The following is a 12,995-nucleotide window of genomic DNA, read 5'->3' on the forward strand; positions in this document are numbered from 1 at the left end:
AAGTCAGGGGTAGAATGGAAGATCATCGAAAACTAGGGCGAACCTTGTCCTCGGTCAAAATGTATCCGGACGGGGTATCCTTCGGGCGACCGGAGCATGCACCATATCTGGAATACCGGGTAATGGTGCGGCAGAACGGGCAGTACAGTCTGACCTCGTATCTTGCCCCGACGAATCATCTGTCACTGACCAGCGGACTGAAATATGCGACAGGCTTTGATAACGGGACACCGGTTATTGCTGACGCTCTGCCTGCGGACTTTGAGGGCGGCAATCATGATAATGCAGCCTGGTGCCATGCCGTGATGGACAATATTCATACCACGACTACCCGCCATACCTTGACCAAAGGGATCCATACCCTCCGTTTCTACGGCTTGGATGCCGGTCTGGTCCTGCAAAAGCTGGTGCTGTCTGCTGTGCCGCTCCCTTATTCGTACCTGGGCCCGGTAGAGAGTTTTTATACAGGGCAGCCGGCGCAATAGAGTACAACTTCACGGCTGAACATGAATGTCCGTGAGTGTCCCGGGCGTTACGTTATCTCAGGACGGATGACGGAGGATAACCCTTGATGCTTTTAAAGACATTGCTGAAATACGCGGCGTCATGATAGCCGCAGTGCTCTGCTACTTCGGATACATTAAAGCCGCCCGCCGTCAGAATCATCTCGGCGTTATTCACCCGTACCCGGTTGAGGAATTCTTTGCAGGTGGCGCCGGTGTTCTGCTTGAACAGCTTGCCCAGGTACTCAGGGTTCAGGCCAACCAACCCGGCAAGCTCCTGTATGGTGACATCCTTTGCATAATGATCCATGATATAGGCTACTGCCTTTTGGATTCGGGGATCAACCAGCGGCGCCTGCTGATGGTGGGCGATACAGAGCAGGCGGTAGATAATCAGCTGGAAGATGGCCCGGGCCTTCATTTTGTAAAAGGGCTGTTTGTCCATCCAGACATGCGAGAATTCCCGGATATCTTCCAGGAGCTCTTTGGTCCTCCAGTTCTTGGTGACCGTCCCGAAAGGAAGCTGCACATGGTTGTCCGCACCTTCCCAGACAAAATTAAAGGCAAAGGAATGCATGGGCGCCTCCTTGAAGGTATGGGCTTGCCGGATACTGCCGGAAGGGGCATAGAGCATATCGCCTGCTTCCACGGTGAATTTCTCCCCGTTTATGTAGTAGTTGGATTTCCCTTCTACGATGAAGGTAAGATCATGGAAATCGATGGTGCTCCGGCCAATCTCCCAGTCCGGGAAGGATCTGCGGTCCACGAACAGAAAGACGTTTGGAACCAGATGCTCATATTTGTAAATGTCCATTCTTAGCTGCTCCTCCTTCTGCTAAATCATAGCATCCCTCTTCAAATTTAAACAGCCGCTGGCGGGGAATCCCCTTACCAGCGGCTGCTTGCGTTTATTAGTTATTACTTGTCCGGGTCATGTCGTGATCTTGGCATAAACCGCAAAGAACAGTGCCATTTCGCCCATCATCAGCACATTGGATACGTGGAATACCCTATCCAGGATGTATAAGCAGGCCAGAAGCGCTACCAGGAGTGACAGTTGAAAGATTCCCAGCCTGTGCTGCTTGTGCCTGTAGACATGGAAAACGAGGGTAGTAGATGCAAAATAAAGCGCCACCGAGCCGAAGAACAGATTGACCATCAGCTCATAATGAAGCTTATTCAGGAATAGGAGCTGAATGGTTGCGGCGATTGTGCACAGCGACAGAAAAATGAACAGATGTCCGTAGATAATCGTCTGTCCGGCAGTCTGCACATGCTTGTCTACCTTCTTTTCCAGATTGTCATAATACTGCCACCACATCGCAATAATCAGCACAAAGGCCAGCGCTGCAAAGGTCACGGATTCCGGTGTCCAAGTGCTGGATTGCAGCACCGCGAGGATGCTGACTACAGATTCACCGAGCAGGATCAGCGCGAACAGAGAGAAACGCTCCAACAGATGATGCGTATTCGTTGGGGTCTTCAGCAGGATTTTTCTCCCAGTTAATGGAAGGATAATGTCGAGGGCGATTCCGGCATATAGCACGGCATAACGCACCCACGAATCAAAGAACAGGGAGCAGGCGGAGATGGCCAGCCCAATCCAGAAACGGGTCCCGAAATAGCGGGCGGTAGCCCGTAAATGGCCTTCTTCCTTAGCGTGCGCGTAATGATACTGCACCGCGGTCATCACCCGGAGTCCGATGTAGCCGATCAGAAATGAATGATATGTGGCATCGAAATCCACGGACAGGCTTGCCGTCATAATCAGCACGAAAAATAACTGGATGATCAGAAAGATCCGGTGGGAGACACTATCCTGCCCAAATCGGTTTACAAACAGTGTCTGCCCCACCCAGGCCCACCAGATCGGGATGAAGATTAGTACGAATTTGCCCAGTGTCTCAAGAGAGAGAGTCTCGTCCTCTACATGAAGCAGCACATGGCTTGCTTTGGATACGGCAGCGACAAACAGAAGGTCATAGAACAGCTCCAGCCAGGTTACTTTCTTTTCGGTCATTTGCACAGGGCCTCCTCTGCCATTCGGATAGGTTCATTCCGGCTTCCGTGGGTTTTCCCTATCATAAAGGCTTTCGCGGAGTCAGTGCAAGGCATTTGTGCAGATGAATTCTTTAGGCAAACGGTGATTCAGCAAGCTGGATGCATTGGGTAGGACAGCTGTCAAAAGCCTCCTGCAGCTCATCCTGCAGCTCTTCAGCAATGGCTGTAACACCGCGATTGTTGTCACCCGCAAAAACCACGGTAGCGATTCCACTATCATCCAAATCAAAAATATCCGGAGCAGCTGAGTTACAGGCACCGCAGGCGATGCATTCTTCCTGATTAACACTGGCAAATACGATCATGATTTGTTTCCTCCCTTTCGCCTTTTATGAAGCAGTTAAATCCCCGTATCTAGTGGCATGTATATGTAAACCAATGCTTTATATTCCAGTTATCCGGACGAAACCACAGTTTCGAAGGTTACTTTGTGACATGCTGTTGACGAATTTACGCCAAGTGCTATAAATTAAGCACAGCACTATTTACGGGAAGAGTTAAACAGGAGGATGAAGAACGAATGGCATACGATAATAATGTAACCTATAAGCTTAGGTTGATGGAGAAACAGGATGCTCTTGAGATTGGCAAATGGAAATATGAGCCGCCGTACTCCCTATACAATTCATCGGATGACCGTAGCTGAATTCAACCAAAGAGCCATTGCTTTATATAGCCATGCGGGATTTAGAACTCTGGGCAGTTTCATCAAAATAAATGGAGAGACTCAGATGGAATTTCTGGTGATGGAAAGGTAGTGAATCTGCCTTTACGCTAACGATAGTTTCCTAGGCCGGTGTCAGACTGGAGAATTGGAGTGAATGTCTGTTAGAATAGTAGTAGTTCCTAAGAAGTTGGCATCATACATACCAAAGGAGATATTAATGTGAATGAGAAGCTGAAGCAGGCATATGAACGGTTAGGATTATCTGAAAACGTATCCAGAGAAGAGATAAATAAACGCTTTGACCTCCTGCTGAAACGGCGGCGCTCCAAATCCAAAGGTGACGAAAGATCTGCTCCGGAGGAGGATTTTCAGGCCTTTAAGTTCATTTTGGACAGTCTGGACGAGCAGGAGATTAGTGAAGCGGAACAGCAGCGGCTGGCGAAATACGGCAAGCTCTCAGGTGCAGCGAGTAAGTGGGAACGGTTCATCCGCCTGTATAAAACCCATGTGATCGTCACGGTGATCGTACTGATCGTGCTTGCAGTTGCGGGCAATGCCTTGTATAACAACTGGCAGCATAAAAAGTATTTGGCCTCGCTGCCGCCGCTCGATGCGTCAATTATGTTTATCGGCAATTTCGGGCTCCAGGATCCCAGCGGAAAAACTGACACACTGAATGAAGCAATAATTAAGCAGTATCCGGAGTGGAAGCGGGTAGATGCGAGCATATCCTATCTTCCAAGAACCGGTGAAGGTGCAGATTCGTTCGATATGAACTTTATGCAGAAAACCGTGGTGGAGCTGGCCGCGAATCATCCGGATATTCTGATCCTCGATGAGGCTACTCTGGCATGGATCGGCGGACAGGATGGCTTCCAGGATATTAAGAGTATTGTTGAGAGCGGAAAAATCGCCAAAGACGATCCGCGACTGAAATGGGGAAAGAACCCGGATAGCGGACAGGAAGAGCTGTACGGCGTCGATATTTCGGACTCACCGTTTGTTGCTGCACTGCCGGTTAACCGCGGAGATGAGGATATGATCATCGGTGTGCTCGCCGACGATGAAGTGAAGGACAAGGCTATCGCCTTAATTGAGCATATCGCCGGGGAGACTCCTGCAAAGTAAGTATGATTAAAATAGATAAGAAACAAACAAACCGTGTCCCTGAATAAGGGTGCACGGTTTGTTTGTTATGGGTATGCAAGCTATTGCCTTGTAAACAGCTTGTCCTATTGCTCCAGACGGTAGCCGCCGTGGAATACAGGCCCGACATACTGGTTGAAGGCATATCCGCTGCGGATCGCTGCCGAGACGAAGTCCTTCGCTTTGGCCACTGCTTCATGCACGGACAATCCGTTCGCCAGTCCGCCTGTGATCGCGGCGGCGAAGGTGCAGCCAGCGCCATGGTTATAGGCCGGCTCAATTTTTGCGGTTTCCAGCACCGTATAGTCTGTGCCGTCGAAGAAGACATCAATGGCCAGATCGCCGCCCAGCGCCTTGCCTCCTTTGACAACCACATTTTGGGTACCCAACTTATGGATCAGACGTGCAGCCTCTTTCATTTCTTCAAGAGTAGTCAGCTTACCCAGGCCGGATAGTACACCGGCTTCGAACAAATTAGGAGTAGCTACCGTTGCGAGCGGCAGCAGCAAATCACGGATCGCATTTGCACTCTCAGGGTTTAATACCTCATCTTCGCCTTTGCAGACCATAACAGGGTCAATAACTACGTTGGTCTGATGATTGTCTTTAATTGCTTTTTCTGCCACAAGCACGATATCCACACTGCCCAGCATGCCGGTCTTCATTGCATCGACAGGACCGCCGGCGAAGATAGTCTTAAGCTGTTCCGCAACAATAGCCGCCTCAATCGGGTAGACGTTATGATGCCAGCCGTTATCCGGGTCCATCGTAACGATAGTGGTTAATGCGCTGAAACCATACGTGCCGTATTCCTCAAACGTTTTTAAGTCAGCCTGGATTCCTGCGCCTCCGCTGGAGTCACTTCCGGCTATAGTTAGGGTTTTAATAATTTTTGACAAAGCGAACGTCCCCTTTATGTATATATATTATCCTGCTCTTTCTCGCAGAAACGTATACCGCCCCTATTAGGACGGCAACGCCGTTTGTACTTGTTCTCCGATATTATAACAAATATCACTTCAGGAGTCGTCAAAAAGCGGATAGAAAGAGCGGTATGGGTAAGTACAGGGTTTCTATCCGCCGGCCTTGCATATCCATATAGGAGCATAAAACGGTTGATAGCGATGAACCGGTCAGGAGGATATGATGATAGAAATCAGCCTTTGCATGATTGTCCGCAACGAAGAGAACAGCCTGTCCCGCTGTCTTGCCTCGGTTAAAGCCATTGCCGATGAGATCATTATAGTGGATACAGGCTCAACCGATGAGACTAAGGCCATCGCTGCATCCTTCGGGGCGGTAATTTATGATTTTACATGGATTGACGATTTCTCGGCAGCGCGGAATTTTGCCTTCAGCAAAGCCACCCGGGAGTATATTTTCTGGCTGGATGCGGATGATTACCTGAAGGAGGAGGACCAGCAGCGGTTTATGGAGCTTAAGCGATGCTTGCCCGAAGGTATAGACACTGTGAATATGCAGTACAACTTGGCTTTTGACAAGGCCGGGAATGTGACCGCTTCTTTACGCCGCAACCGTCTTGTCCGCCGCAGCTGTAATTTTAAGTGGATAGGTCCGGTTCATGAATATCTTGAGGTGTATGGACCTTCACTTACCAGCGATGTTTGTATTTTCCATGAAAAAGACAAAGCATTCACTGACCGCAATCTGCGGATCTATCAGAAACGGGCGGCGGAAGGGGAGCACTTTTCACCGCGGGATCAATTTTATTATGCGAATGAGCTGCGTGACCATGGGCTGTACGGGGAGGCCGGTGATTATTATGAGCAGTTCCTGAGTGGAGGGAAGGGCTGGATCGAGGATAACTATCAGGCCTGTCTGAGATTGTCTGAATGCAGGGAAAGGCTGGGGGACAAGGAAGCTGCGTTCGCGGCCCTTTGCAGAACCCTGCAATATGACCGGCCCCGGCCGGAGTTCTGCTGCCTGCTCGGCGCCTGGCATTTGGAGAAAGGCCAGCTGCTCACGGCAGTGTACTGGTATGAGCTGGCGGCGGGTCTGCCCCCGGATAAGGCTCCAATGGGTGTGCGTAATGAGGCATACTCCACCTGGCTGCCCATTCTTCAGCTCGCGTTATGCTATGACCGGCTGGGCCAGCATGAGAAGGCGAATTTATATAATGAAACAGCCCTGCGGTATCACCCGTCTCATCCAAGTATGCTGTTTAACCGTAATTATTTCCAAAACCTGCTTGGTGAGCGCTATACGACTTGAGCTCCTGGCCATAATGGACACACAGCAAAAATCCTTGGATACAGTAAGTGCACCCAAGGATTGTATTTTTGGTCTTAACGGCCCGCGGCAGCGTGTCCTGTGCTGTCCAGAAGCAGCTGGGGTTCGCTGTTGCGGATGAAATCAAGTACCTTGTCATAAATAATCCGGTGCCCTTCTTTATTCGGATGAATTCCGTCCAGGCAGATAAATTTGGTGAAATCCGGCTGCTGGAGAAAAGCCCCCCGTACATCGATAATTTTGGTCTTTGTGATCTCGGCAACTTTAATGATTGTGGAGTTGTATCTCTCCTGCCACCAGTAGATTTTGGTCACGCTGCCCAGAAATTTCAGGATAGTGACTTCCGATTCCGGTTTGTTTCCGCTGACCCATTTGAAATAACTGTCCGCATTAAGCGGAGGGAGACTCATAAGAATCGGCATCACTCCCTGTTTTTTCAGGAAGTCGATCATATCGAGGAGCATTCCTTCAAAAGCGGAGAAATCGGTCTTGGGATTATGCTCTGCCTCAGGATTGTTCACAATTTCTTCCCAGTAAAAGTCGCAGTCATTTCCGCCGTATTCGATCAGCACAACATCCGGCTTCTCCTTGAGTACATCCCGCTTCAGATTGGTGAAGCCCTTCAACAGTGTATTGCCGAATCTGGCGGTATTGCGCATTGCCCCCTTCAGCTTGCCCTGAAGCAGTGAAACATAGTTGTCTTCAAGAATGACATATTTGCTTCTGGCTTCGTCATAGATGACCCCTTTCGAAATCGAGTCCCCGCTGACCATATATTTGAACTGTGCACTGGCACTATAATTCAATTCATGATCCAAGTCTTTACTCATCATTGCGCCACACCTCCGATATCCCTAGTGTACATAATACAAGTGTAATCCATACATGGTACGGTGCCTATGTATAGATGTCATGGTTTTTTGCAATTGCCAACACGAAGCAGCAGCAAAACTCCGGTCATCCGGGGATTTGCTGCTGCACCATAATTATAGTGACGGTTACTTGCGGGTTGTCGGCATGCTGTCAGTCCGGCGAAGCATGGCCTGCACCGATCTGGGCGGATCAACAAAAGGGATGCCCTGCAAAAAATGGGTAACCGTCCGTTCCATAATCCGGACACTGTTCTCCCAGGTCCAGCTTTTTGAATCAGCCTCTCCCTGTGAAGCCAGCCGGATTCGCAGTACATGGTCCCTTACCAGCCGGATAATATCTTCAGCCAGCCGGTTCTCATACCGGTAAGAGAGCAGGCAGTTTTCTTCATGTCTGGCATACTCCATATTGCCTCCGGAGTAGACGGTGACGAAGGCGGCTCCGCAGCGCATTGCTTCCAGTCCGGGCAAAGAGCCGCTGTCAAAAATACTGGAGCTGACAAAGATATCGGCTCCGTTATAATGATAGCAGAGCTCTTCGTCATTCTGTGGGGTGAAGAAGCGGTATTTACCGCTTGCTTTCATGTTTTGCAAAGATTCCGAGCTGTAGAACTCGTCAGGCGGACTGATGAAATTGATTTTCACATCCGGAAGATTCTGTTTAACAATGTCCAGCTGCCGGACCAGATAATCCTGTTCGCGGTGCCAGGAGAAACCGTTCTCGACTTTTCGGAGGATGGCGGTTATGTTCATCGGTTCCTGCAGTCTGTGGCGGATATGCCTGTTGCTGAAGCTGGAGCTGATGCCTACAGGTACAATGCTGCCCGTAATGCCATGATTAAGGGCAATGATCTCCCGCTGCCATTCGGATAACACAATCAACCTGGAAGTGGTATTGTAGGATGGGAAAGATACACTGTTGTCCGGGAGGAACAGCGGCTCATAACATAAAGAGAGGCGGACATGCATACCTTTGCCATTAAGGCTTGCCGCTTCGGACACAGACACAGTGGTGTAGAAATTGGAAACGATAATATCACTGGCCGGAAAATCGGATTCGCGAAGCACCGTGTGATTGGTGCGGTGAACGGTGGAGTGAACCTCGTAAGAAATATCGCCCCCCCGCCGGCATGACAATAACTACCTGGTGACCCAGAGCGGTAAGACCATTGGTAAGCTCCACCAGCATCCGTTGCGCCCCGCCATGGCATAAGGTGAGAATGGGGAATGTGAACCTCATCGCCGATCGCTTCCCTTCTATAGTAGCGCTGGATTGGCATTAATGCTTTTGTATACCATTTTATTCAGCGGATAGGGAAAAGTACCGGGGGAAGGTCATGCGTCTATTTCGGGGCATCCAGAATTTTCTGGCCGCTGCGGCAGTGAATTACGCTTACCACACCGGCCAGTCTATTGAAGGGGGAGTACTATGAGTCACGGCCTATTTAGCTGCTGCGCAGGCTGTGTAATAGGGCGGCAGTCTCATTGAACACGGGCAGTGTGATTTCCTCGAGCGAGACATCAATCATCGGCTTATGAGCCTGAAGCTTGTTCAAAAAATGAGCGGTATGGAACAGTCCCCGGCCCGGTACGCCGTGACGGATTATATTACCTTCGTCGTATATATCCTTCAAATGGGCCAGAATAATCCGGTCTCCGAACTGATTGAAGGCGGTGTCCACAATTTCATCCTGCCTGTGCAGATCATCACCGATCAGATTGCAGGGGTCGAATACGACTCCGATGGAGCTGGACGGCACTTCGTCCAGAATACGCCGCATATGAGCCGGGGTGGCTAAAGTATGAGTGCTGACACCTTCAATTCCTACAAACACACCCCATTTTTCCGCTTCCTCGGCCAATTCCTCCAGTGTAGCCTTGAAGGTCTGCCAGCCGATTTCTTCATATTGCTCTGGTGCTGAAGCTTTATAAGTATTCAAGCCGCCGCTTTCGGTGGCTACCATAGGGGCCCCGAACTGCTTGGCATAACGCAGCTGCTCCTTGAAACGGTTAATCTCCGCCCTGCGTACAGCGGGGTCGGGGTGGATGGGATCAATGTAGCAGCCCAGCACGCCGATACGGATGCCGGCTTTGTCGAACTGCTCGCCGATATAATTAGCCAGTCCTGGACTCAGCTTGCCTGGGGAAGTATCAATATCCTGGATAGCCTTGGTCAAGGCAAGCTGTACGAAATCAATATCATGGGCCTGCAGGGTCGAAGTCAGAGTATGGAGGGGCAGACAACCGGCAGTATGGGCCAAAGTTCCGAAGCGAATGAGAAACATCTCCTTTTAAATGCGATAATTTCGTATTACCATTTATATTAATAACGCTTTCAACTACTTGCAACGTAAAAGTTCAGAGACAAGAATAGCAGAATGGGGTAAATGCTAGTAGGAGGGATGAATAATGGAACTAGACAAAGCTAAAATTCCGGCAGACCTTTCGGCCGGGGAATTTAAATACAGCCAAGCGAATGAGCAGCTGGTGAAAAAAAACTTCTGGCGTAAAACCAAAAAATTCGCCGGCAAAATTCCGTTTACCAAGGATGCTGTAGCGATGTATTACTGTGCCCTGGATGCCAAAACCCCGCTTTGGGCCAAGGGCATTGCCTTCGGGGCGCTCGCTTATTTTATCTCACCGCTCGACACCATTCCGGATGCTTTGCTCGGGCTTGGGCTTACGGATGACGCGGCAATCATTGCCGCAGGTGTGCGCGCAATTGCCGGACAGGTCACAGATGAACACCGGCAGAAGTCAGAGGATTTTTTTAACGATGGAGATTGATATACAAAAGAGGGTGCGGCCTTGTGCCTACACCCCAGCATCTGCTTCTCTCTGCCCGCAGCTTTCCGAGGAAAGCTATTTTGTTTTGTAAACTTCGCCCCAGTCCCGCATAAGCTTGATGATTGGAATCAGGGTTTTGCCGAATTCGGTCAATGAATATTCTACCTTAGGCGGAACCTGATGATAGACTTCCCGGTGCACCACACCGTCTTCTTCCAGTTCCCGAAGCTGGAGCGTCAGCATGCGCTGGGTAATTCCGGGGCAGATCCGCCGGAATTCATTAAACCGTTTCTTCTCATCCATCAGGTGGTATAACAGCACACCCTTCCATTTCCCTCCGATAACGTCAAGCGTAAATTCAACAGGACAAGCAATTGCACCTTCCGGATTTCGGAATTGCCTGCATGGCAGCATTCGGATACCGCATTCATGAGCCCCGCGGCAAAACAAGACAAACAGCCGATCAGGTAATTCAGTGGGTGTAATGTAGGCGGCAGCTGCAAATTACCGGGATATATTATAAGAAACCTCTCTATTGAAGCGGGTACAGGTTAACCGCCGCTTACAGAGAGGTTTCTTTTTTGTGAAAATATTGAGAAGGTGCGAAAAACGATTGAAAATTTACTGAAAGGTCGCTAGGCTAAGAAGGTAAGTATTATAGATGACGTTTCTCATTTCTAGATTGAAGGGATTCCTGCAACATGAAAATCATTCGTGTCATTGCCGAGGTCGGACTATTGTATGTGTTCTACTTGATAGGGGACTATCTGCAAAAGCTGCTTCATCTCCCGGTTCCCGGCAGTATCGTCGGGCTTTTGCTGCTTTTTGTACTGCTGCTGCTCCGAATTGTACCAGTAAAGCTGATTGAGAACGGCTCTTCCTTTATTCTTGCCTATCTTCCTATGTTTTTCATACCCGCAACCGCGGGAATTATGAATCATCTGGACATCTTCAGCGGCAGAGGGCTGCTGCTGATTGGCATTCTGGTGGTAAGCAGCGTGCTTACCATGGTAGTGACTGCGCATTCCAGCGAATGGATTGCCGGCTTGAGTGCAGGCCGCAGCAGCAGACGGCCCTTCCGCGCCAGAGGGATTAGAGAGAAGGGAAAGGAAGCATGAGAATTCTGCTTGCTGCCGGGTTCGTTCTGTTCAATGTTGTGATATATCTGATGATAGCCCTGCTATACAAACGGTACCGTCTTCCTGTCCTTTTACCGGCGCTGACTGCGACTTTTACTGTGGTTGTGCTGCTGCTAGGATTTCATATTTCCTATGACACTTATATGGTTGGCGGACAGTGGATTAACCGTCTGCTGGGACCCGCTGTAGTATCTCTCGCTTATCCGTTGTACAAACAGCGGAATGTACTCTGGGAGAATCTGCCGGCGGTACTAGGCGGAACATTAACAGGTCTGCTGGTAGGCATGCTGAGCGGGCTGCTGATGGCGGCCAGTCTCGGCTTCTCCAAAATCTATGTGCTATCGATCCTGCCCAAATCGATTACGACTGCTGTGGCGATTCAAATTTCAGGCAACCTGGGAGGAGATTCCTCTCTAACCTCAGTTTTTGTAATGATTGCCGGGTTCACCGGTGCTATTGGCGGTCCCTACATCATTAAATTGTTCAGAATCCGCAGCGAATCCGGGATCGGTATTGGGCTTGGAACAGCATCGCATGCGCTTGGTACTGCCAAAGCGCTGGAATACGGCGAGCAGTCCGTTTCCATGAGCTCAGTCGCAATGACAGTATGTGCTATTGTCGGCTCAATAGTCGGTCCGCTCGTCGCCTGGATGATGTACCACTAACAGAATTGCTGGAGGTTATCTGCTAAGGGTTGACCTGCAGACGGATAACATTCCAGGAAGCTTTGGGCAGCAGCGCGCTGACCCGCCCCCCCTCCGCTGAGGCATTTCCGCGATCATGCGGAAGTACGGTTCCCGGGTTCTGACGGGTGTTGGCTGCGTAAATATCCTCATGTTCCAGTACGGTATGCTGGAGCACAGTTGCAGCACCGAAGCTGCGCAGATCCACAGTCAGCTCCAGGCCTTCGGACAAATGGCGGTTTACGGCAAATACCGTCACCTCACCCAGCTCTTCATTGTAGACACTGACCGCTTCCAGGTATGGAACATCGGTGAAATTCTTCGAATCATATTTTGGGCTGGTAATCAGAGGGTGCAGTACAGTTCCCCGGCCGTACACGGAAGCATGCATATAGGGGTAATAGGTTGTCTGCAGCCAGAGCGGACCGCCATTTTCGGTCATAATCGGTGCGATGACATTGATCAGCTGGGCGATGCAGGCCATTTTCACCCGGTCCGCATGCTTCAGCAGACTGATCAGACAGCAGCCAACGACCAGCGCGTCTTCCAATGTATATACATCCTCAAATTCCGGCGGTGCGATCTGCCAAAGCTGTTCCGCGCGGCTCGTTCCCTGGGATTTCCATACGTTCCATTCATCAAGCGAGAGATAGATTTTCTTCTTGCTTTTCTTTTTGGCCTTGATATAGTCACATGTAGCAGCTACACTGTCGATAAACTGGTCCAAATCCAGTGATTGGGCGAGAAAGTTTGGCGTATCGCCATCATTATTGTTGTAATAGGCGTGCAAAGACAGGTAGTCCACATTCTCATAGCTGAGATCCAGTACAGTTGCTTCCCATTCCGCGAAGGTGCTCATTCCTCTGCCTGAGCTGCCGCAGGCGACTAGC

At 49.9% G+C, this 12,995-nt stretch carries 15 protein-coding genes and 1 pseudogene; 7 read left to right on the forward strand and 9 right to left on the reverse strand.

Features of this window, described 5'->3' with window-relative positions; all coding sequences use genetic code 11:
• Positions 1–485, forward strand: a pseudogene (locus AQR02_RS33725) (glycosyl hydrolase 115 family protein); the annotation flags it as partial.
• Positions 486–537: 52 nt separating this feature from the next.
• On the opposite strand, the gene AQR02_RS07790 reads toward AQR02_RS33725, so the two are convergent.
• From AQR02_RS07790 to AQR02_RS07800, 3 genes are all read right to left on the reverse strand, one after another.
• Positions 538–1,317: a helix-turn-helix transcriptional regulator gene (locus AQR02_RS07790; RefSeq protein WP_054940091.1), complete on the reverse strand. Its 780-nt coding sequence runs from the start codon at positions 1,315–1,317 to the stop codon at positions 538–540.
• Positions 1,318–1,434: 117 nt separating this feature from the next.
• Positions 1,435–2,523, reverse strand: coding sequence for a low temperature requirement protein A (locus AQR02_RS07795; RefSeq protein ID WP_054940092.1), 1,089 nt, complete (start codon positions 2,521–2,523; stop codon positions 1,435–1,437).
• Positions 2,524–2,635: 112 nt separating this feature from the next.
• Entirely contained in the window at positions 2,636–2,869 is a 234-nt protein-coding gene (locus AQR02_RS07800) for a ferredoxin (protein WP_054940093.1), read from the reverse strand.
• 215 nt (positions 2,870–3,084) lie between these two features.
• Between AQR02_RS07800 and AQR02_RS35095 the strand changes: the two genes are divergently transcribed.
• The gene (locus tag AQR02_RS35095) at positions 3,085–3,210 is read left to right on the forward strand and encodes a hypothetical protein (protein ID WP_280818605.1); all 126 of its coding nucleotides are present in this window, start codon (positions 3,085–3,087) and stop codon (positions 3,208–3,210) included.
• Between the two features lie 240 nt (positions 3,211–3,450).
• Positions 3,451–4,359: a hypothetical protein gene (locus tag AQR02_RS07805; RefSeq protein WP_054940094.1), complete on the forward strand. Its 909-nt coding sequence runs from the start codon at positions 3,451–3,453 to the stop codon at positions 4,357–4,359.
• Between the two features lie 104 nt (positions 4,360–4,463).
• On the opposite strand, the gene thiD is transcribed toward AQR02_RS07805, so the two are convergent.
• On the reverse strand, positions 4,464–5,276 hold the full coding sequence (gene thiD, locus AQR02_RS07810; RefSeq protein ID WP_054940095.1) for a bifunctional hydroxymethylpyrimidine kinase/phosphomethylpyrimidine kinase: 813 nt from the start codon (positions 5,274–5,276) through the stop codon (positions 4,464–4,466).
• Positions 5,277–5,523: 247 nt separating this feature from the next.
• Here thiD and AQR02_RS07815 point away from each other — a divergent pair, with 247 nt between their 5' ends.
• Positions 5,524–6,609, forward strand: a complete 1,086-nt coding sequence (locus AQR02_RS07815) for a tetratricopeptide repeat-containing glycosyltransferase family 2 protein (protein ID WP_054940096.1) — start codon at positions 5,524–5,526, stop codon at positions 6,607–6,609.
• Between the two features lie 74 nt (positions 6,610–6,683).
• Here AQR02_RS07815 and AQR02_RS07820 read toward each other — a convergent pair whose 3' ends face one another.
• The 3 genes from AQR02_RS07820 to AQR02_RS07830 all read right to left on the reverse strand — a co-directional run bounded on the left by AQR02_RS07820 (position 6,684) and on the right by AQR02_RS07830 (position 9,781).
• The gene (locus AQR02_RS07820; protein WP_245237207.1) at positions 6,684–7,460 is read right to left on the reverse strand and encodes an SGNH/GDSL hydrolase family protein; all 777 of its coding nucleotides are present in this window, start codon (positions 7,458–7,460) and stop codon (positions 6,684–6,686) included.
• Positions 7,461–7,625: 165 nt separating this feature from the next.
• Positions 7,626–8,633 carry a glycosyltransferase family 4 protein gene (locus AQR02_RS07825; RefSeq protein ID WP_148449074.1) on the reverse strand — a complete coding sequence of 336 codons (1,008 nt, stop codon included), beginning with the start codon at positions 8,631–8,633 and terminating at the stop codon, positions 7,626–7,628.
• A 308-nt stretch (positions 8,634–8,941) separates the two neighbouring features.
• Entirely contained in the window at positions 8,942–9,781 is an 840-nt protein-coding gene (locus AQR02_RS07830) for a sugar phosphate isomerase/epimerase family protein (protein ID WP_054940097.1), read from the reverse strand.
• A 124-nt stretch (positions 9,782–9,905) separates the two neighbouring features.
• Here AQR02_RS07830 and AQR02_RS07835 point away from each other — a divergent pair, with 124 nt between their 5' ends.
• Complete coding sequence (locus AQR02_RS07835; RefSeq protein ID WP_082451720.1) at positions 9,906–10,283, forward strand: YkvA family protein; 378 nt, start codon at positions 9,906–9,908, stop codon at positions 10,281–10,283.
• 75 nt (positions 10,284–10,358) lie between these two features.
• On the opposite strand, the gene AQR02_RS07840 is transcribed toward AQR02_RS07835, so the two are convergent.
• Entirely contained in the window at positions 10,359–10,697 is a 339-nt protein-coding gene (locus AQR02_RS07840) for a winged helix-turn-helix transcriptional regulator (protein ID WP_054940098.1), read from the reverse strand.
• A 287-nt stretch (positions 10,698–10,984) separates the two neighbouring features.
• Here AQR02_RS07840 and AQR02_RS07845 point away from each other — a divergent pair, with 287 nt between their 5' ends.
• Together AQR02_RS07845 and AQR02_RS07850 are read left to right on the forward strand one after the other, a co-directional pair.
• Positions 10,985–11,401 (forward strand): CidA/LrgA family protein, encoded by a 417-nt coding sequence (locus AQR02_RS07845; protein ID WP_054940099.1) that lies wholly within the window; start codon positions 10,985–10,987, stop codon positions 11,399–11,401.
• Positions 11,398–12,087 (forward strand): LrgB family protein, encoded by a 690-nt coding sequence (locus AQR02_RS07850; protein ID WP_054940100.1) that lies wholly within the window; start codon positions 11,398–11,400, stop codon positions 12,085–12,087. The genes AQR02_RS07845 and AQR02_RS07850 overlap by 4 nt, the downstream gene beginning before the upstream one ends.
• Positions 12,088–12,109: 22 nt before the next feature.
• Here AQR02_RS07850 and AQR02_RS33735 read toward each other — a convergent pair.
• Positions 12,110–12,995: alpha-L-arabinofuranosidase C-terminal domain-containing protein (locus tag AQR02_RS33735; protein WP_280818606.1), on the reverse strand; the 886-nt coding region annotated here is incomplete at its 5' end.

The sequence above is a fragment of the Paenibacillus ihuae genome, from assembly GCF_001368795.1.
Taxonomy (GTDB): domain Bacteria; phylum Bacillota; class Bacilli; order Paenibacillales; family Paenibacillaceae; genus Paenibacillus_AQ; species Paenibacillus_AQ ihuae.